The 16,247-nt window shown below is 54.3% G+C and carries 25 protein-coding genes; 5 read left to right on the top strand and 20 right to left on the bottom strand.

The window, feature by feature from the left end; translation table 11 throughout:
• Positions 1 to 2: 2 nt before the first annotated feature.
• Both ACQE3Z_RS09075 and ACQE3Z_RS09070 read right to left on the bottom strand, forming a co-directional pair.
• Positions 3 to 1,175, bottom strand: a complete 1,173-nt coding sequence (locus ACQE3Z_RS09075; RefSeq protein ID WP_426973440.1) for a phage tail sheath protein — start codon at positions 1,173 to 1,175, stop codon at positions 3 to 5.
• Between the two features lie 36 nt (positions 1,176 to 1,211).
• Entirely contained in the window at positions 1,212 to 1,844 is a 633-nt protein-coding gene (locus tag ACQE3Z_RS09070; RefSeq protein WP_426973743.1) for a recombinase family protein, read from the bottom strand.
• Positions 1,845 to 2,238: 394 nt separating this feature from the next.
• On the opposite strand from ACQE3Z_RS09070, the gene ACQE3Z_RS09065 reads away from it, so the two are divergent.
• Positions 2,239 to 2,832 carry a hypothetical protein gene (locus ACQE3Z_RS09065; protein ID WP_426973439.1) on the top strand — a complete coding sequence of 198 codons (594 nt, stop codon included), beginning with the start codon at positions 2,239 to 2,241 and terminating at the stop codon, positions 2,830 to 2,832.
• 304 nt (positions 2,833 to 3,136) lie between these two features.
• Here ACQE3Z_RS09065 and ACQE3Z_RS09060 read toward each other — a convergent pair whose 3' ends face one another.
• Together ACQE3Z_RS09060 and ACQE3Z_RS09055 are read right to left on the bottom strand one after the other, a co-directional pair.
• Positions 3,137 to 3,478: a hypothetical protein gene (locus ACQE3Z_RS09060; RefSeq protein WP_426973437.1), complete on the bottom strand. Its 342-nt coding sequence runs from the start codon at positions 3,476 to 3,478 to the stop codon at positions 3,137 to 3,139.
• 51 nt (positions 3,479 to 3,529) lie between these two features.
• Positions 3,530 to 4,066: a hypothetical protein gene (locus ACQE3Z_RS09055; protein ID WP_426973435.1), complete on the bottom strand. Its 537-nt coding sequence runs from the start codon at positions 4,064 to 4,066 to the stop codon at positions 3,530 to 3,532.
• A gap of 389 nt (positions 4,067 to 4,455) precedes the next feature.
• Here ACQE3Z_RS09055 and ACQE3Z_RS09050 point away from each other — a divergent pair, with 389 nt between their 5' ends.
• Both ACQE3Z_RS09050 and ACQE3Z_RS09045 read left to right on the top strand, forming a co-directional pair.
• Complete coding sequence (locus tag ACQE3Z_RS09050) at positions 4,456 to 4,809, top strand: gp53-like domain-containing protein (RefSeq protein WP_426973434.1); 354 nt, start codon at positions 4,456 to 4,458, stop codon at positions 4,807 to 4,809.
• Positions 4,810 to 4,812: 3 nt separating this feature from the next.
• Entirely contained in the window at positions 4,813 to 5,247 is a 435-nt protein-coding gene (locus ACQE3Z_RS09045; protein ID WP_426973432.1) for a tail fiber assembly protein, read from the top strand.
• A 206-nt stretch (positions 5,248 to 5,453) separates the two neighbouring features.
• Here ACQE3Z_RS09045 and ACQE3Z_RS09040 read toward each other — a convergent pair whose 3' ends face one another.
• Genes ACQE3Z_RS09040 through ACQE3Z_RS09020 form a run of 5 tightly spaced genes read right to left on the bottom strand, consistent with a single transcriptional unit; the run spans position 5,454 to position 9,075 of the window.
• On the bottom strand, positions 5,454 to 6,629 hold the full coding sequence (locus ACQE3Z_RS09040; RefSeq protein WP_426973430.1) for a phage tail protein: 1,176 nt from the start codon (positions 6,627 to 6,629) through the stop codon (positions 5,454 to 5,456).
• A complete protein-coding gene (locus ACQE3Z_RS09035) occupies positions 6,626 to 7,240 on the bottom strand; it encodes a phage tail protein I (RefSeq protein ID WP_250650645.1) in 615 nt (204 codons plus the stop codon). Before ACQE3Z_RS09035 ends, ACQE3Z_RS09040 begins: the two co-directional genes overlap by 4 nt.
• Complete coding sequence (locus ACQE3Z_RS09030; RefSeq protein ID WP_426973428.1) at positions 7,237 to 8,157, bottom strand: baseplate J/gp47 family protein; 921 nt, start codon at positions 8,155 to 8,157, stop codon at positions 7,237 to 7,239. Before ACQE3Z_RS09030 ends, ACQE3Z_RS09035 begins: the two co-directional genes overlap by 4 nt.
• Positions 8,144 to 8,497: a GPW/gp25 family protein gene (locus ACQE3Z_RS09025; RefSeq protein ID WP_426973742.1), complete on the bottom strand. Its 354-nt coding sequence runs from the start codon at positions 8,495 to 8,497 to the stop codon at positions 8,144 to 8,146. Before ACQE3Z_RS09025 ends, ACQE3Z_RS09030 begins: the two co-directional genes overlap by 14 nt.
• Complete coding sequence (locus ACQE3Z_RS09020; protein ID WP_426973427.1) at positions 8,497 to 9,075, bottom strand: phage baseplate assembly protein V; 579 nt, start codon at positions 9,073 to 9,075, stop codon at positions 8,497 to 8,499. The genes ACQE3Z_RS09025 and ACQE3Z_RS09020 overlap by 1 nt, the downstream gene beginning before the upstream one ends.
• 143 nt (positions 9,076 to 9,218) lie before the next feature.
• Here ACQE3Z_RS09020 and ACQE3Z_RS09015 point away from each other — a divergent pair, with 143 nt between their 5' ends.
• Both ACQE3Z_RS09015 and ACQE3Z_RS09010 read left to right on the top strand, forming a co-directional pair.
• A complete protein-coding gene (locus tag ACQE3Z_RS09015) occupies positions 9,219 to 9,872 on the top strand; it encodes a hypothetical protein (RefSeq protein ID WP_426973425.1) in 654 nt (217 codons plus the stop codon).
• Between the two features lie 144 nt (positions 9,873 to 10,016).
• Positions 10,017 to 10,415, top strand: coding sequence for a hypothetical protein (locus ACQE3Z_RS09010; RefSeq protein ID WP_426973423.1), 399 nt, complete (start codon positions 10,017 to 10,019; stop codon positions 10,413 to 10,415).
• A gap of 298 nt (positions 10,416 to 10,713) precedes the next feature.
• Here ACQE3Z_RS09010 and ACQE3Z_RS09005 read toward each other — a convergent pair whose 3' ends face one another.
• From ACQE3Z_RS09005 to ACQE3Z_RS08955, 11 genes are all read right to left on the bottom strand, one after another.
• Complete coding sequence (locus ACQE3Z_RS09005; protein WP_426973422.1) at positions 10,714 to 11,163, bottom strand: phage virion morphogenesis protein; 450 nt, start codon at positions 11,161 to 11,163, stop codon at positions 10,714 to 10,716.
• Positions 11,163 to 11,588, bottom strand: coding sequence for a phage tail protein (locus tag ACQE3Z_RS09000; protein ID WP_426973420.1), 426 nt, complete (start codon positions 11,586 to 11,588; stop codon positions 11,163 to 11,165). The genes ACQE3Z_RS09005 and ACQE3Z_RS09000 overlap by 1 nt, the downstream gene beginning before the upstream one ends.
• Positions 11,551 to 11,793, bottom strand: coding sequence for an Rz1-like lysis system protein LysC (gene lysC, locus ACQE3Z_RS08995; protein WP_426973418.1), 243 nt, complete (start codon positions 11,791 to 11,793; stop codon positions 11,551 to 11,553). The genes ACQE3Z_RS09000 and lysC overlap by 38 nt, the downstream gene beginning before the upstream one ends.
• Positions 11,684 to 12,109: an Rz-like lysis system protein LysB gene (gene lysB, locus ACQE3Z_RS08990; RefSeq protein ID WP_426973741.1), complete on the bottom strand. Its 426-nt coding sequence runs from the start codon at positions 12,107 to 12,109 to the stop codon at positions 11,684 to 11,686. The genes lysC and lysB overlap by 110 nt, the downstream gene beginning before the upstream one ends.
• On the bottom strand, positions 12,109 to 12,621 hold the full coding sequence (locus ACQE3Z_RS08985; protein ID WP_426973417.1) for a lysozyme: 513 nt from the start codon (positions 12,619 to 12,621) through the stop codon (positions 12,109 to 12,111). Before ACQE3Z_RS08985 ends, lysB begins: the two co-directional genes overlap by 1 nt.
• Entirely contained in the window at positions 12,602 to 12,817 is a 216-nt protein-coding gene (locus ACQE3Z_RS08980; protein WP_426973416.1) for an HP1 family phage holin, read from the bottom strand. Before ACQE3Z_RS08980 ends, ACQE3Z_RS08985 begins: the two co-directional genes overlap by 20 nt.
• Positions 12,818 to 12,821: 4 nt before the next feature.
• Complete coding sequence (locus ACQE3Z_RS08975) at positions 12,822 to 13,025, bottom strand: tail protein X (RefSeq protein ID WP_150034663.1); 204 nt, start codon at positions 13,023 to 13,025, stop codon at positions 12,822 to 12,824.
• Complete coding sequence (locus ACQE3Z_RS08970) at positions 13,025 to 13,489, bottom strand: head completion/stabilization protein (protein WP_426973415.1); 465 nt, start codon at positions 13,487 to 13,489, stop codon at positions 13,025 to 13,027. Before ACQE3Z_RS08970 ends, ACQE3Z_RS08975 begins: the two co-directional genes overlap by 1 nt.
• Before the next feature lie 100 nt (positions 13,490 to 13,589).
• The gene (gpM, locus tag ACQE3Z_RS08965) at positions 13,590 to 14,240 is read right to left on the bottom strand and encodes a phage terminase small subunit (protein ID WP_426973413.1); all 651 of its coding nucleotides are present in this window, start codon (positions 14,238 to 14,240) and stop codon (positions 13,590 to 13,592) included.
• A gap of 3 nt (positions 14,241 to 14,243) precedes the next feature.
• Complete coding sequence (locus ACQE3Z_RS08960) at positions 14,244 to 15,299, bottom strand: phage major capsid protein, P2 family (protein ID WP_426973412.1); 1,056 nt, start codon at positions 15,297 to 15,299, stop codon at positions 14,244 to 14,246.
• A 16-nt stretch (positions 15,300 to 15,315) separates the two neighbouring features.
• Positions 15,316 to 16,149, bottom strand: coding sequence for a GPO family capsid scaffolding protein (locus ACQE3Z_RS08955; protein ID WP_426973411.1), 834 nt, complete (start codon positions 16,147 to 16,149; stop codon positions 15,316 to 15,318).
• Positions 16,150 to 16,247: the final 98 nt, after the last annotated feature.

Raw genomic sequence — 16,247 nt, 5'->3', positions numbered from 1 at the left:
CCTTACGCGCTGACCTGGCTGGCAAAATTCACCAGATACTGGTCCGTGATGCGCTGGCGCAGCATCAGGTTTTCCAGCGGCGGTACCGGCGTGTAGTCATAGTCAATGGTGAGTTTGCCCGCCTTGAGCGTGTCCTTGTCGTTCACGCTCTCATCCAGCCAGCAGTCAGCTCCGATGAGATAGCCCTGGCTGACCAGGCTGCGTAGCTTGGCGCGAATGCTTTCGATAATGTCGCGGGCCAGCGACGGGTTCAGGGCGCCGTCCACCGCCCACATCTGCGCCTCCGCCATCGTGTCCATCAGCACCTGCGCGGTGCGGGTGTAGTTCTCAAACGCAAACAACGGATCGTCGCTCAGGCAGCGGGAACCCCAGAAGCGGAAGCCGTCCTGGCGGATCAGCGTGGTGACGTCGTTCTGGTTCAGCAGGCCCGCATCCGTTGCCGGGTCCTGCAGGTCCCAGAAGACGTCTGCGGAAATGCCGGTGACGCCGTTCACGCCCACGTTGGACAGGGTTTTGTGCCAGCCGGTCTGCTGGTCGATCTTGGCGCGCAGGCCGAGCGCACGGGCGGTGGCATAGGCCGTGGCGTCCGCGTTCAGCACGGTGTCAAAGTTGATGAAATCCGGCCAGATAAGCATGCCTTCACGCTGGCTGAAGTTGGCGCGATACGCGATAGCCTCTTCCACGGTCTTACAGCCGTAGGAAGAGAGATAGGCAAAGCCGCGCAGGCTCTGCGCCACGGATAACAGCTCCGTTGCCACCGCCTGCGTGTCGTGTCCGGGCACGCCGAGGATGCGTGGTTTGACGCCGCATTTGGCCTGTGCGGTCAGCAGCGCTTTCATGCCGGTGCGTTTGCCGTCAGCGGTCACACCGCCGATGATGTTGGACGTGGTTTCCGCTTCGGTTTCGCCCTGCGCCACGCGCACGACCACGGTCACGGGTTTGGCCTGGTCGCCGATCGCATCGAGCGAACGCGCCAGCGTGCCGGACTCTCCGGCTTTGCCGCTGGCAGTCAGCACGTCTGTGAGTAAAACGGGGGTATTCAGCGGGAAGGTTACCGCGTCGGCATCGTCTGCGGTACAGACCATGCCCACAATCGCGGTACTTACCGTTGAAATGGTGCGGGTGCCTTCGTTAACTTCCGTAACGCGCACGCCGTGATGATAATCGTCTGCCATGTAGCAAATCTCCGGTTAAGGGGTTTTGCTATGGTGTTACGTGGCTCCGGTTGATTCACGCCCTTGCTGTTGTATGAGGTCTGACACAACGGACGACTGGCTTTTTTTCAGTTCCTTTTGCTCTGCTGCCGGGATGTAGCGATACAGTGTCTTAACCGAAACATCCAGAACCAGCGCCACCTGATGCAGGGTCGCACCGTTACGTAACATCCGCCTGGCTCTTTCGGTCACATCTTCTGTCATTATCCTGCGGCGCCCGCCTATGCGGCCTTTCTCACGCGCCGCCGCCAGCCCGGCGCGGGTACGCTCCACAATCAGCTCGCGTTCCATTTCTGCAAGCGCTCCCATGACATGAAAGAAAAAACGGCCCATCGGTGTGCTGGTATCAATACTGTCGGTCAGGCTGCGGAAGTTTATTCCCTTTTCGCGCAGTTCCTCAGTCAGCATAACCAGATGGCGCATGCTGCGGCCAAGACGATCCAGCTTCCACACCACCAGTGTGTCGCCCTCCTGCAAACAGCGCAGCGCCTTTTTCAGTCCCGGCCTTTCTGCCTTTTTTCCGCTTATTCTGTCTTCAAAAATCAGTTCACAATTTGCACTTTGCAGTGCGTTACGCTGCAAATCGGTGTTCTGGTCATTTGTTGATACCCTGATGTAGCCAATGAGCATGGTAAACCCCGCGTAAAAGACGTGGAGTTTGCCAGCCATGCACTTTTCGGGGCCAGGAGTTTCTTTTTGTTTTGGGTTGGTACGTCGAAAGGAGCCAAATCCAGCAGGCTACAGCCGTGAGAATGATAGAGATCTTGCCACTAAAATGTGTCTGCTTTGAGCGAGCAGCGGACGTTTGCAATTGCTCCCGCATTTGATGGCGCATGTTAATCAACAGGGAACGAGAGTGATGTATCAATGAATAGCGTAAAATAAATTTAGAGTGTTGTTACTTAAGACTATTGTTAAGTTTCGAAACGAAGTTTCTATATAGAACGCTAGTTTTTGAACTCAGCGAGCTTACGGTCCACAATCTCATGGGAGGAATATTGAGTTTCACAAATCGAGGAAAAGAATGCCGTTAAAAAAATGGATAGCAAAAGGCTTTATCGCAATCATTCTAGCAGTGGGAGGCGCCTGTCTGGAGGCAAGCTCAGATCTTATTAAGAACAATTTTGAACTAGTACTGGTGTCAGCAAGAAATTTCTTAGAGGATCGGTTATCCCCTATCCCGAGCAGCGCGCTTATTGGCATCAATCTCACCTTTTATTTATCTTCTGCTGATGCTGGAGAAGCATATGCGGAAGGAGTATCAGCAACGATACCTGGTTCCCTATGCTTGGCATCAAATGGACATAACATTGTACGCCCTTTTGAAGAGTCGGCTAACGGGTATAAAACGAACGTAATAATGCATATCGCTTGCAGACCCTCTGGTCGGATTTCCATAACTCTTTCACCTCAAAATGGCCAAGGCGTCAAGGTATACGAGGGTAGACTTAGTGACGGAGACAAAGTGGCTTTTTCCGGCGTGCCGGGCAGCTACAATGCAGGCATAGTAACAATCTACCGGCTCGATGCGATTGAACCTCAGGGACCTTGGGTACCAGCAAATAAATGTCTGCAATCTAATACATGTAAAAATTCCGACTTTTCCGTCGCAGAATAAAGTCTCAAGGACAGGATCAATTCTTATGCATTCAGGCTAGTCAAGTTAACAGCTTGCTCACATTGGCCGACTTTTACCTATGGCCAAAATGAGGGAGCAGTTATGACCTGCCCCCTATTGATTAAAACACAACATTGATAGCATTTTCCGCTTATGTCACTCAGCTGAAAAGCCCGTAGCGCAAAAGGTCTACTTTGAGCGAAAAGCGGACGTCAAAATGATAGCGGCAGGAAAGTTCTGCCATATTAAACATAACAACCCGCCGCCGAACTGTAGCCAAGCGGGAATCGGATAGTAGGTTTAGCTAAGCGCTCTCAGTTTCTAAATTTCCGCCAAACATGCGCATGTTGTTCAGCTCCTCGATGCTATAAGCCTTAGAAACCCATTGTTTATCAAACTCTTCTACACCAAACCTTTCATGGTTTATCCCGTTAATTGCTATGACAAAACCATTTGGGAGTTCAACCTGATAGTTAGGCCTGACGCCAGTGCCCGACATCCCGATGCGGATGAAAGTGTTTTTATCATTCGCTTTTGCATCGGAAGGGCTTCTTTTCACCTCAGCTAGCGCACGTGCTTTTGACTTCATTTTTTCGAAGTGATCTAACGGAATTTCGCGAAAATTACCGCCCCATGCCTTATCCATACAGCCTCCAACCAATTTAAACGATGTCCTAAGCCAAAAAGAAAGATGTGGTTACGCCCGGATAATTATCTCTATACTTTCTTCGGAAACCTCATACTTTCTAGATAAAAGTATCTTAGCTTGCTGAATGGAGATTCCATCTGGGTAAGATTCTTCTTCCTGTACGACTTTTGGAGACTTAACGTCAACATCTGGCATTGCTTTGAAATTTAATGAATTTTCATCAATACCTAAATCAGTTAATGATGAGTAAGCAACGGGGTTCCTTGCTCCATCCCACATGTTAGGGTATGCAACCTTTGCATACTCACTAACTTTAATCAGCCACCTTGTTGGACGTGACCCATCCCACTCTGGGGAAACAACAACATCGGAGATTTTGCCGATGAAAAATGCGTTTTTATGAGGGTCAGAGACACTTCCCCAATCATTATTATGATTATCAGCAGGATCTCTATTCTGTACACAGACGACGTACTTGCAGCGAGAGGCGCGCTTCTCGTTAAGAACCCATGAGCTAGAGCCTCCATCACTTAACAAACGGTCAAAACCACGTGCGGTAAAAACCACTACAGCCGAATCATTCATGTGCATCTCCTTTGAAAGTATGAAGCACACTATATACTTATGAAATACAAAGTCAACAATAGTATATATAAAGTATTCGTAAGTATTTTTTAGACCTGTAGGAATGCGATGCTCTTAGCGAAACTGAATACCACTCGGATTTACCATAACATCTCTTGCGCGCCCCGCAGGGGCCCTCAGCGCGATCCTGGCGCGGGCAGGCCGTTTCCGGCACTTTACCTTGTCCAAAACCCTGGAAAACGGCCCGGATGATTTCTGCGCGTCTGCATGGCTATGCAGTGATCTCTGTTCTCCACCGATTAGTGCATGCAGTTGTTGGAAACGTCCGCTTCTGGCACATAGCGGACTGAGGACGCCAAGACATTGCTATTTATCTCTTTAACGTTGGTTTGAAGGAAGCAGGAAAAAGAGATGTAGGAACAGGGGCAAATCAGATCCCTGATATGACGTCTTTCAGTCATACCGTTATAGACGGCAATACACATATTTTCACTTTTCCAAACGGAATGGTTCTACAAACCGGAAAATATACTGCGCCGGAATATACAGGGACAATGATATTCCCTGTGCCTTTTCCGAATCGCCTTCTTGCCATTTCAGGCGTGAATTTCAATAGTTCTATGGGTAATCCATCCGGTATTTCTAATTATAGTGCCTTCTGGACAGATGCAGGAAGGACTGCTGTTTCAATCAGCTCAACACTTCCTAATAAAGCTTTTTTATATATTGCCATTGGAGTATAAAAAATGAGTGACTTCTTTTTTTCTGCATCTGAAAAAACATTCTTCATAAAAGCTACATTGCCACTATATGAAAATGCAGGTACGTTGCCGGGTGATATTATTGAAGTTGACAATAAGGTTGCCCGGAGATTTATGGCTGATGCTCAGCCCGGCAAAGTTATCGGGATAGACGATAGTGGATTCCCGATATGGATCGATGCACCGCCACCATCGCAAGAAGAGGCTATCAGATCCAATGCTATTAAGAGGCAGGTTTATATCAGTCAGGCGAACGAATACATTAACAATAAGCAATGGCCTGGTAAAGCTGTAATGGGGCGTCTTACCAGTCAGGAGAAAGAATCATATAATTTGTGGCTTGATTATCTGGATGCACTGGAAGTAATTGATACCTCCAGCACATTAGTTATCAACTGGCCTGTACCGCCGGAAGTGTAGTATCAGGCGGGATGTCCCCCCATGCAGGCATCCCGTTAGCGCCTGTTACTCGCAGCTGTCCGGCAGGCGCTTCCCCCATATATTCAGCAACCAAATGATCGCCTGCTGGTATACAGTCCGATAAGTCCCACCCTGCCGCTTCATACTGGCTGCGCATTGCGTCCGGTATAAACGCATTATTTTTTGCTGACCATAAAAAAATCATATCAGTATCCTTCCGCTCGAAAATAAATTGTATTCACCGTAGGCGTGACCACAGACGCAACAAACGATGACAGACTGGAATGGCGATCGAGTATTCCGCAAAATCGCTGGCTGGGGTCTTCAGTCTGGAATGTAAACCATATTCCGGTACAAAAGTTGGGAAACGGTATGGGGTAATTAACCGTGATTTTTTGTAATTGTGCCGAACCGCTGGTACCGAATGTTCCGCCCATGCTGATTAAGCCAGATGGATGCTGCTGATACCATGCCGCGCCTTTCCTGCTGCCAAAACTGCTCATGTCCGGGATTTGATTCAGCCCTGTACCAATATCCCGTTTCGCCGCTTCGCCCAAACCAAGGTTTTTAAGAAACGCCGCCACGTCGGCAATATCGCTGCCGTTCTTCGCAATATCCATTTTCCCGGCCAGCTTGTTCAGCACAGTAGCGGAGAAGTTCGGGTCATTGCCCAGCGCGTCGGCCAGCTCTTTCAGCGTGTCCAGCGTGGCCGGTGCGCTGCCTGCCAGTGCGGCCAGCGCCGCCTGCACAAATGCCGTGTTCGCCAGCTGCGTGGAGTTATTGCCTGCCGCTGCAGTCGGCGCTTTCGGCGTGCCGGTGAATGTTGGGCTGGCCTTTGGTGCATACTGCGAATGGGGATCGGCGGCAGCAAGATGTTTCGCCATCAGGCTGTCAGCATAGGCCCGCACCTCGATCGCTTTGTCATCCACATACTTCCGTGTTGCCAGCACCACGGACGGGTCAATCTTCAGCGTGATGGCATCGGTGCTGTTTACAATCAGGATCATGCGCACGGTCTGTGTGCGGCCGCTGCCCTCCTGCAGCGCGGGCTTGTAGGTTTCCGGCGTGTTACAGACCGCAATCAGCGTCCCCTCTGCATCGAAGAGCCCCATTTCACGAATCCAGAAACCGCCTTCTGTTTCCGGGATAACCTGCTCAGCAATAATCTGGCTGGCGTTGGCCGCGTCCACGCTCAGGGAGTTAATCGCAGCGCGGCGCACTTCGTTAACCAGCCGGGTCTGGCTGGCGTTCGGCGTGGGCAATAAGCCGTCGCCGTCACCCACGGCCATCTGGGTAATGTTCAGCTTTGTGCCCAGCGCGGCGGCGTTGGCAATCTTTGCGGCGCCGAGATTGGTTACGATTGCATAATATTTTTGTGTCATGGTCCCACTTCCATCAGGTCAATAACATGGATCGCCGCGCCGCCATAAAGCGGTCCGCTGACGGTAATCAGTTCAGGTGTGTACGGGTAAACGGTGAGATCGTCACCGTCATAACTGCCTGCAGCCATAACGGTTTCGCCGCTCACCTGCAGGTTGATAGACATGCCCAGCAGGTGACGGCTGCACGGGCGGGCATCGCTTATCAGGCGCTCCAGCTCCTGATAGGTTTCCTCCGTAATGCCCTGGTCCTGCACGCCAATATCCAGCCGGAAGGTGCCGGGTGCCTCGCCGTTCTGCCACCATTCAATAACGCGGATAAGAAAACCGAACGGCTCCACCACACGGCGCACCGCGCTGATGGTTCCCTTATGCTGATGAATGTAAAACGCATCCTGTACCACCTTGCGCTTGACGCTCTCCGCCCAGCTCTCATCCCAGCGGTCTACCGAAAATGCCCATGCAAGGTACGGCAAAAACTTTACCGGGCAGGTTGCCGGGTTCCACAGTTCACGCAGCGGCACCTTCAGCCCGGACAGATCGCTGCAGGCAGCGGCCAGCCTGCGCTCAGTGGCAGACGAACCCGGCGGCAACAGACTGTTATTCAGGCTCATACCGTTCCCCCTGCAACGTCACCCGCCACCGTTATCAGCGTGCCGGTACAATAACCTGCCTGCGTGCGGTCCATGATGATGTCGCGGGCCGGTTCGACCATTTCCACCCAGTCCACGCCCGCCACGCGCAGCACTGCCCCGTAAGAGTCCTGGCGCACGCTGCGCCCCAGCTTCGCCTGCTCTTTCAGGTAGGCGGCCAGCGCCGCGTTAGCGGCATCCAGACAGGGACCTGCCACCACACCGTCATAAAGATGCAGCCTGGCTTCCACGCGGTAGGGGAATATCTCAGCCCCCTGCACCGTCACGCGGTCCGCCACCGGGCGCACGCTTTCGTCATTCAGCGCGCTGCCCACGACAGTCAGCAGGTCAGCCGGTGCCGTGCCGTCCCCTTCCCGGCTCAGTACGGTAATTAAAACCTCCGCTGGGGCCGGGCTGGTTGCCGATACGTCCGCCACGCGTCCGTCTGTGCTTTTGGCGTAAAACTCATAGGCTGCTTTCGGTCCGGCCACGCTCAGCCCTTCAAAGGCATCCGGCACGCGCAGGCGCAGGTCATCGTCCGTTTCCATCTCCGCTTCAACCGGCGGGATAGCCTCCGGGTCCGCCGGAGTAATGGTCAGGCGCTTCAGGTTGTAATTCGCCGCCAGCTGATCCAGATCGCTGCCGAGCGCATAGGCCACCATTACCGCCTGCGCGGCTTCGTTAATGCGCTGGCGTAGCAGGATTTCCCGGTAGGCATTTTCCTGCAGCAGCTTAACCACCGGTTCAGACTCCAGCGCCAGCGTGCGGCGCACCGCCTCCTGCTCATCGGCCGGATGCAGCGCGATAAACGCCGCCTTGCGCTCCGCCAGCAGCGTTTCAAAGTCCGGCACCTCCACCACTTCCGGCGCGGGCAGTTGTGAAAGGTCAATTACCGCCACTGTTTCCTCCCGTTGAGACGTTCATGCCCAGCGGCGAACCGTCCGCACGCTGCCCGGTTAACTCCACCTGCAGGGAGCCGTCATAGTTGCGGCTGACCTGCAGGGCACTGAGCCTGATACGCGGTTCCCAGCGGCTCAGCGCGGCGTAGATGGCGGCCATCAGCTGCAGGTTCAGCGCATCGTTCTGCGGCTGGTCCATCAGGGCAAACAGCATTGAGCCGTATTCACGCCGGGCAATGCGGCTGCCCTGCGGGGTTACCAGAATGTCGCGGACCGACTGCCGGATATGGTCGGTGTCCGTCAGCGCCCTGCCGGTCTGCTGATTCATGCCGAGATACATCACTGCGGGCCTCCTGACGTATCGCTGCCGGACCTCACGCCACCGTGTTTGTGCTTATCCACCACCACGTCGTTAGAACTCATGGCGCCGCCGTTCTGCGTCACGCCGCCGTTAATGGTCATTTCCGCGTTGATTTCTGCCTGCTCAGCGTTAAGCGCAAAGCGCTTCGTGTTCAGCTCCATATTTTCGGCCCCCTCTATCACCACGTTCTGCACGCCCTTAATCAGCCAGCGGTGCCTGGCCGGGTCATATTCAAACCAGCCGCCGTCCGGGTATGCGGTCACGCTGCCCTCTTCTGAATCGGACGGTGGCGGGAAGGTATTGGAATAAATAGCAGGCAGCGCAAAGGCGGTTTCCAGATGGCCGCCGAGGCTCAGCAGGACAACCTGCTCTCCCACGGTAGGCGCCCACCATGTGCGGGTGCTGCCGGCGCGTAGGGTCAGCCAGCTAATCCAGTTGGTTTCAAGGTCGCCCGTTTTCACCCGGCACAGCCAGTTGTCCCGGTCCACTTCCGACACAATGCCGGTGCGGATCAGGTTGGTGATAAGGCGCATGATTTCGGTGAGTTGTGCGTTCATAAAGGAAGGTTGCCATGAACTAAGGTTGACAGGCAGTAGTAGGCATTGTGTGAGATGTGATACAAATATTTATCTGTACGGACCCATTGAGCTGATATTTTACCTGCTTTAAATTAAATCAGAATGAACATGAGGCGGCATAAATGAGTTTTTTGAGTGAAGTTAATGTTTTCTTAGATAGCATTCCTGAATGGGTGTCATCCTTTATCACTGCATTAATGGGCGCATTTGTTGGGGGGGTATTTACTCTTAAAGGTGTCGATCGCGAGGCTAAGATTACTCGGGCAGGAGCAGAAAGGGAGTCACTTGAGTTACAATTGTCAGTATTGAAAGGAGTTAAAGGCGAAGTTTCTACTCTAATTAACCTATATAATAAAAGGATGCAACATCACATTGATAATATCGGCCCTGGAAAAATGCTGGATTTTATTTTCCCTATTGGAGACGATAATTTTACCTTCTATGAAAAAAATGCAAATATCATTGCAAAATTAAATGATAACCCAAGAGATTCAATAATTAATATCTACACTTATACTCGCTCATTAATACAGACTTTTAAAGGTAATAATGATCTTGCTGTAGAATATGAAAGAATCCTCTTCGATATGGCCGATAACAATAAAGATAAGGAGATGTATAAAAGATTGCGTGATAAAAAAATCGAAGTAATGATTGATTATGCGCAGGAAATCAAAGCGATTGATGCAGAGCTCAGAGAGACTGTTGATAAAGGATTTAATGTCATTGATCAAGAAATAAAGATTTTGAAAGAATTAATAAAATCATGTAAGTAAAATATTAATAATAAAGCGCATAATTTCGGTGATTTGTATGATCATAACTACATCATGCCTACTAAGCTCGTCTGCGGGAGTTAATCTTCATTGTTTGGTAGTTGGTACATATACTGATACTTCGTCTGAAAAGGAGAAAAAATCGTGGACATTGATAAATTAAATGCTTTTTTAGCTACTGCTATCGGCGGTATTATCTTTAAATGGCTGGCCGGTGCAATTAAGTCTTGCTGGAGTTGGTTAAACAAAACTCACCCAGAAGAACAATTTTTAATTGATGATTTAAATTTCAGCGCACCTACAATTAGAATCACTTATTGTAAGTATAAGAAAAACACAAGAGCTAAAACAACATCCTCAAAGTATACCCAAATTATACTTGGTGGCTTTATTATTTTAGTTTGCCTAATCTTCTTTTATAGCTTTGCTAAAATACTTATCAATGGCCCTATTCAATGGGTTGATTTTAAGCACAAAACCACCCAAGATAAAATCTGGATAAAACCAGGCGAAGCTAAAAACCCTGAAGATAAAAACATTTAGAAAATAACTGCTGAAACTTGCTTAAAAAAAGATGAGCTTAAAGAAATAAAAGCAATCAAAGAAGAAACAAAATCTTTTATATGTGATTACATGTTAGCCCCAAAAAAGAAAGAAGAAATAAAAAAATACGCAGACAAAAACTTCTTAACAATAATGGTAATGGCACCTATAGTTTTGTTTTCACTAATTTATTTTATGTCGTTGGGTGTTGCAATGATCGTCGATGTATACATAACAAATAAAATTACTGAATATAATAAAAAAGAAGCAGAAAAAAGCTATCAGTATTTAACCTAAATCAATTGTCAATTAGCCAGCGCAGCAAAGCCTCCTGCACCGTGGTTTCCACATCATCATCCACGCCCAGCAGGGGACGCGCTGCGTATTTCACTTCAGGTCCGCCCCGGCTCACCCGGTCGCGCAACCCGTAGTGATGCACACGGGCAAGACGCTGCACCTGCCCGGTAAACCGGACCTCTGCCTGGCTGGCATTCGCCTGCGCTTTGAGGTATTTCGCCGTTTTCAGCTTCGTAAACATTTTGCGCTTAACCCGCCCCTGTTTTGTCCGGGCGGTCATCCGGCGCGGCTCCCATGCCGTTCCGTCCGGCGCACGCTGCGCGGTGATGTTCTGCTGCTGTATGCGCCGGACGTCCCGCGCCACCTCTCGCAGCATCCGGGTGCGCGCTGCCGGTTCCAGGTTTGCCAGCAGCGCGGCCAGCCAGTCGTCAATCTTTTGCAGTTCATCCATCAGCGGCCCGTCCAGTATTCTTCCGGCTCGTCCGGCTCCGGTACGGCTTCAACCTGCATCTGTCCGTCAACTTCCCGCGCCAGCACCCGCTCCGTCAGCTTCAGGTTCAGGCTGAGGTCACAGGCACCGTTGCCCAGAATATCCACCTCAAAGGTAAACAGCTTTCCCCGCTCGTCAGGGCTCTGCAGCGCATCAGGCTGATTGTCCCGCAGCCAGTAGAGAATAGGTGCCATCAGCAGGTTCTGGTCACCGGTGAAATCCGTCACCACCACGTTCAGGGTGTAGCGGTACTCCCATGAGATGGACGCGGCAGCGGTGGCAACCAGCGAACCGTTATCCACAAACAGGTGCAGCCGGTCCGGGTTCTCCCGCACGTAGGGCACCGCCTTATTCAGGGCGTGGCGTAAGGACTGCGGTTTGTTCATCGTCTTTTTCCTGACAGTTCACTATGGTGTCCACCTTGTCCGCGCAGTTCGCCCAGGCGGCTTCCGTCTCATCCAGCAGGCGCATCAGATCGCCGTTACTGCGCGGGGCGGCTTCCGGCAGGTGGCAGCGCGTTATTCTGGGACAGCCAGTCACGGTAAGACTGACCTCCGCTGATGGCCGGTCGCTGGCGCAGCCGGACAGCAACAGCAGGCAAAGGGGCAGCATCCCAGCGGCGATAGGCTTCATTTTCACGGGTCAGGTCCTCGATATGGCGCTGGCGCGTCTGCAGCAGCGCACGGGTTTCTTCGGCTGCCGCATAAAGCCGGGTCTGCTCCCGGCTGTTGGTCTGCGTCAGGATATTCAGGGCAATCAGCTGGCTGTTTTTCTGGTTCAGCTTCGCTTCCAGCGCAGTCAGCTCCTTTTCCTGGCTGCGGCTTTGCTGCTCAGCCCTGTCCAGCCGCCACGTCTGAACGCACATCGCCGCGATCGCCATCAGCAGCACTGCCACCAGTGCGCGCATCACGCCGCCCCCTTCAGGCACCAGGCCATTTCCCGCCCACGGCGGTTATCCAGCCCCTGATGAAATACACCGTTCACGTAAACCCAGCGCGGCAGCTGACGGCAGGCATCCGCCCAGCGGCGCTGGTTCAGCAGCTTCACCAGCGTAGAGCCGCAGGCGTTGCCGGTGCCCACGTTGAATGCAAACGACACCACCGCGTCATAGACATGCTGCGGCAGCCGCGTGACGATGCACCGGCCCAGCGCTGCCTCCGTACGCAACACGTTGGTAATCAGGCTTTCCGCCGCCTGCCGCTCCGTGATGGCTTTGTCCGGCACCACGCCGTGGGTGTTGCCGATCCCGTCCGTCCATTTCCCGGCGCTGCACTGGTACGGCCGCAGCCTGCAGCCCTCAAAATCGGCAATCAGCTTCAGTCCCTCCACCGAAGTGTGCAGTTGCTGAAAGCCCGGCAGCGTGGCGGCGATTGCCAGCACCACGCCTACCGTACAGCGCTTAACGGTTTGCAGATTCATAGTCGCTCCGGCTGATGCGTCCGCTTTCCAGCAGCTGGTAGGTTTTGCGCTTGTAGTACCAGCTGATAAGCGTCATCAGCACGCCCAGCGCCAGCCCCACAAGGGTGGAAATATCTTTCAGCGACATCTCACCCAGCCAGGCCATCGCCAACGCGATGCACCAGGTGATAAACGCGCTGATGCGTTCTGTTGTCATGGTTTCAGTCCCAAAGCTGTACGGTCTGCGCAGTGGCTGCAGGCGTAACGTCCGGCAGCTCCACCTCCAGACCGTGGGGTAAAAAGGGGCCGTGTGAAGCCAGCCCCGGATTCGCCTGCAGCACCTGCTCCGTCAGCCCCTGCGTGCGCCCGTAGTGACGCCAGCAAAGCGCATCCACCGTGTCATACTGCTGCGCACGCACTTTCATCAGATAAGCTCCACGATGCTGTGCGGCCGGTCCTGCACGCGGCTGATGGCCCAGCGCGCATCCCGCCACAAATCGCCCGAGGCATCTTCCAGCGCCTCCCCGCGCTTCACGCCTGCCGCCGTGGCGTCATAGTCCTGATAACGCTCGTTCAGCACCGCCCGCGTCCAGCACCACACCGCGTTGCGGTAGTGATGAACGCGCTGGCTCTGCCCGGCCAGCTTTTCTGCCGGAACCGCTGCCAGCGACACATAGCCCAGCTGCTGCTGGCGGGTGCGGTAGTCGTACAGCTCCGCGTTCACTTCAGAAATGGCGGTCAGCACCACCTGACGCAGACGGGGCGCGGTCACGGTGCCGTCCGTTCGCATGGCGCTGCGAAAATCTGCCAGGTTAAGGTCCGGCCAGAACGGCGTGTTTTCGATAATTTCCGGCGTGTCCGGTGCCTGCTCCGGCGCTACAAAGTTCATTGCCGTGGTTCTCCTGAATTAGTTGGGCGGTGGACGGGGTTTTGATAAGGCCATGCCTGTCGCCACCCCGTGCCGCCCCGCGCGTGGGCACGTCCGGTTATCAGCTGGCGTTGCGCAGTCGGCGCTCCAGCTGTTCAATGTCTTTTTTCACTCCGCAGCGCTCGTCCAGCTGCAGGGCGGTTTTTAAGTGGTTAAGGGCAGTGGCGGGATCGCGTTCACGCAGCAGCCAGCCCAGCGACTTGTGCAGGCGGGCGCGGGACTGGTCCGGCATATCCAGCGTTCCCACGGCATCCAGCGTCTGCAGCAGCAGCCCCGCATCAAACGGAGTGTCAGCCAGCAGCGCCGCCTTTGCCGCGTCGGCCATTTCCTCTGCCAGCAGCGTCTGCACGTTGCGGTTAAAGCCCTGCGGCATCACCCAGCCGTGCCTCAGCGCGTGGCGGCCAATCAGCAGCGCCCCGGCATAGTCCCCGGCATCGATGCGCCAGAGCATCACGTACATCAGCACGTCATCCTGCTGTGCGCCGTTGGCGGCCAGCACACCGTCCACCCAGTGGGCGTATCCGGGCAGCACTTCCTGCTTGATTTCGGCTTTCTTGACTGTGGACTGGACGCCCTTGAGGCGGCGGCGATCTTCACCCAGCTGCATCAGCATCAGGTCATACCCCTTTGCATGGCGAACGCTGCCGCCCTGACGGGCGGCCTGTTCGGCCTGAATGCGCAGGCGGTGCTGCCGTGCGGGACTCAGGCTCATGCATTACGCTCCGGTATCAGCGGGCGTGCTGAAGTCGCCGATGGTGATGTTTTCAACCAGCGCGGCGCAGCGGTAGTCTTCCACTACGTACGCTTCGTTCACCGACTCAAAGTTTTCGATGCGATCGCGCTTCGGATTATCGATAACCGAGCGGCGGCGGGTCTCCTCCTGCCAGTAAATCGACAGGTTATCCAGACGGGTAATCAGCACGGCATTCGCCGGGAAGAACGGCGCGCGCACGGCCTGCAGTCCTCCCATGCGTTTCTGGCTGATAATCAGGTCGGCGGCCAGCTTCTCTGTGTTGGCCTGGTCGCTGTTAACCAGCGGGAAATACTTATCGGACAGCAGCTCACGCCCGCAGACCACCACCAGTCCGTCATCGTCCTGGAAAATCGGGTCAATCAGTTCGTTCACCGCATCCATCACCAGCGCGTCCAGATTGGCGTAGGTGCCGCCTTTGCCCACTTTCACCGGGTCCGCCGTGGTTACGCCGTCCTGGGTGCTGCTGCCCATCACGTTATCCGGCGCATCCTCACGGATTTTCTGCAGCCAGCCCTTGTTTACGTCCTGCAGCAGCGGGTTTGCGGCACGGTCAGAGGTTTTGGCGCGCTTCACGCCGTTAAAGCCGATCATGATGCGGTCCAGCGCCTGGCGCTTCACGATGGCGTCCCGGATACGCACCTGGAAGTCCTGAAACTTGGCCCACAGATCCAGCTTCGCGTAGGTCAGCACGGTGTCGAAGTTGGTCTGCTCGCATTTGTATTCCACGCCCGCCATCAGCGTGGGGTCGGTCGGCTCACGCTCTTTGGTGGTGGTATCGGTGGTGCCTGCAATGGTGCTGCCGATGCCGAGCCCCAGCAGCTGGCCGGACTGCTCCGCCACGCCCATCACGTTAATCAGGGTCAGAAACGCGGTGGACTGCTGGATCTGGTCTTCCAGCGTCTGCGCTACGGACGGTACCACACTGAACTTGCTGCAGAGTTCTTCAATCTCCACGCCGTTCAGGCGGGCCAGCTGCTGCAGGTAGGCGTTAAAGGCAAAGCGGGTATTCTTTTTCATTGGGTCTGTTGCTCCATCAGCAATTGGTCAGGGTGCCTGCCGGTGCGTCACCGCCCGGTGCGCGCTGGCGATAATCGTTGCGGCTGTCCTGACGGCTCAGCTGTTCCTGCAACGCATCAAAAGCGGCTTTGTATTCATTCAGTTCGGCTTCCAGCTCGCCGGTGCGCGCTGCCTGCTCCTGCAGGGCGGCATCGGTGCGGGCGCTGTAGTCCTGGTGTTCGGTGGCGATCAGCTCCACCGCCTGATGCACGTCCGAAAAGCGGGCATCGTCGGACTGCTGCTTTTTACGGAACAGCGCGGTGACGCTGGCAAACAGGCCCGGCTTGTCGTCCGGCACCTCTTCCAGCTCGATGGCGGTTTCAACGGCGGCAGTAAACAGGTTGTCCGGGTGCTTTTTGCGGTTCGCCAGCGGGTTCTGCGCGGCGCTGGCGCTGAAGGCCAGCATTTCGGTGCCGAGGCTCGCCGGGTCATCGGTCACCGCCAGGCCAATCAGGTAGGCTTTGCCGGTGTCGGCAAACTTCGGCGCGACTTCCATTGAGGTAAACAGCTTCTGCATTTTCCCGGTCATGGTGACCAGCTCGTCGGTAGGGGAAATGGTGGCAAACAGCCCCAGCTTGCCGTCCAGCAGACCGCCCTGGATTTCTTCCGTGTCCAGCGCATCCACCACGCCAAAGCGGCGGAACGGGCTGTCAGGCGTATAGCCCTTGATGTGTTCCATGTTAATCACGGCGGTGTAGACCTTCGGGTCATAGTTCGCCGCCATCTCTTCCAGCCAGTCGCGCTGGATTTCGCGTCCGTCCGTGGTGGCACCTTCCACCCCGATCCGGAAACGCTTTGCTTTCACTGCCATAGGTCAGGCTCCGTTGAGGAAAATCTCGTGAGGCCCTATGTTTGCGGCGGAAGGGGGTCTGAAACAACGCGGGAACATTGTGTGAAAAACCATACAAA

The sequence above is a fragment of the Pantoea sp. FN0307 genome (genome assembly GCF_050113815.1).
GTDB classification, from domain to species: Bacteria; Pseudomonadota; Gammaproteobacteria; order Enterobacterales; family Enterobacteriaceae; genus Mixta; species Mixta alhagi.
Note: the sequence above shows the minus strand (reverse complement) of the source record. Positions and strands in the feature narration are given on the sequence as shown.

What these genes read in the sequence shown, in the direction of transcription:
- ACQE3Z_RS09020 (WP_426973427.1), bottom strand. Translation starts at nt 9,075, where the DNA reads ATGAACGCACAACTCACCGAAATCATGCGCCTTATCACCAACCTGATC.
- ACQE3Z_RS08975 (WP_150034663.1), bottom strand. Translation starts at nt 13,025, where the DNA reads ATGAAAGTGCGTGCGCAGCAGTATGACACGGTGGATGCGCTTTGCTGG.
- ACQE3Z_RS09055 (WP_426973435.1), bottom strand. Translation starts at nt 4,066, where the DNA reads ATGAATGATTCGGCTGTAGTGGTTTTTACCGCACGTGGTTTTGACCGT.
- ACQE3Z_RS09060 (WP_426973437.1), bottom strand. Translation starts at nt 3,478, where the DNA reads ATGGATAAGGCATGGGGCGGTAATTTTCGCGAAATTCCGTTAGATCAC.
- ACQE3Z_RS09015 (WP_426973425.1), top strand. Translation starts at nt 9,219, where the DNA reads ATGAGTTTTTTGAGTGAAGTTAATGTTTTCTTAGATAGCATTCCTGAA.
- ACQE3Z_RS08970 (WP_426973415.1), bottom strand. Translation starts at nt 13,489, where the DNA reads ATGAACTTTGTAGCGCCGGAGCAGGCACCGGACACGCCGGAAATTATC.
- ACQE3Z_RS09005 (WP_426973422.1), bottom strand. Translation starts at nt 11,163, where the DNA reads ATGGATGAACTGCAAAAGATTGACGACTGGCTGGCCGCGCTGCTGGCA.
- ACQE3Z_RS08985 (WP_426973417.1), bottom strand. Translation starts at nt 12,621, where the DNA reads ATGAATCTGCAAACCGTTAAGCGCTGTACGGTAGGCGTGGTGCTGGCA.
- ACQE3Z_RS09045 (WP_426973432.1), top strand. Translation starts at nt 4,813, where the DNA reads ATGAGTGACTTCTTTTTTTCTGCATCTGAAAAAACATTCTTCATAAAA.
- ACQE3Z_RS09070 (WP_426973743.1), bottom strand. Translation starts at nt 1,844, where the DNA reads ATGCTCATTGGCTACATCAGGGTATCAACAAATGACCAGAACACCGAT.
- ACQE3Z_RS09000 (WP_426973420.1), bottom strand. Translation starts at nt 11,588, where the DNA reads ATGAACAAACCGCAGTCCTTACGCCACGCCCTGAATAAGGCGGTGCCC.
- ACQE3Z_RS09035 (WP_250650645.1), bottom strand. Translation starts at nt 7,240, where the DNA reads ATGAGCCTGAATAACAGTCTGTTGCCGCCGGGTTCGTCTGCCACTGAG.
- lysB (WP_426973741.1), bottom strand. Translation starts at nt 12,109, where the DNA reads ATGCGCGCACTGGTGGCAGTGCTGCTGATGGCGATCGCGGCGATGTGC.
- ACQE3Z_RS09040 (WP_426973430.1), bottom strand. Translation starts at nt 6,629, where the DNA reads ATGACACAAAAATATTATGCAATCGTAACCAATCTCGGCGCCGCAAAG.
- ACQE3Z_RS08980 (WP_426973416.1), bottom strand. Translation starts at nt 12,817, where the DNA reads ATGACAACAGAACGCATCAGCGCGTTTATCACCTGGTGCATCGCGTTG.
- ACQE3Z_RS09065 (WP_426973439.1), top strand. Translation starts at nt 2,239, where the DNA reads ATGCCGTTAAAAAAATGGATAGCAAAAGGCTTTATCGCAATCATTCTA.
- ACQE3Z_RS09075 (WP_426973440.1), bottom strand. Translation starts at nt 1,175, where the DNA reads ATGGCAGACGATTATCATCACGGCGTGCGCGTTACGGAAGTTAACGAA.
- ACQE3Z_RS08960 (WP_426973412.1), bottom strand. Translation starts at nt 15,299, where the DNA reads ATGAAAAAGAATACCCGCTTTGCCTTTAACGCCTACCTGCAGCAGCTG.
- ACQE3Z_RS08955 (WP_426973411.1), bottom strand. Translation starts at nt 16,149, where the DNA reads ATGGCAGTGAAAGCAAAGCGTTTCCGGATCGGGGTGGAAGGTGCCACC.
- ACQE3Z_RS09025 (WP_426973742.1), bottom strand. Translation starts at nt 8,497, where the DNA reads ATGTATCTCGGCATGAATCAGCAGACCGGCAGGGCGCTGACGGACACC.
- gpM (WP_426973413.1), bottom strand. Translation starts at nt 14,240, where the DNA reads ATGAGCCTGAGTCCCGCACGGCAGCACCGCCTGCGCATTCAGGCCGAA.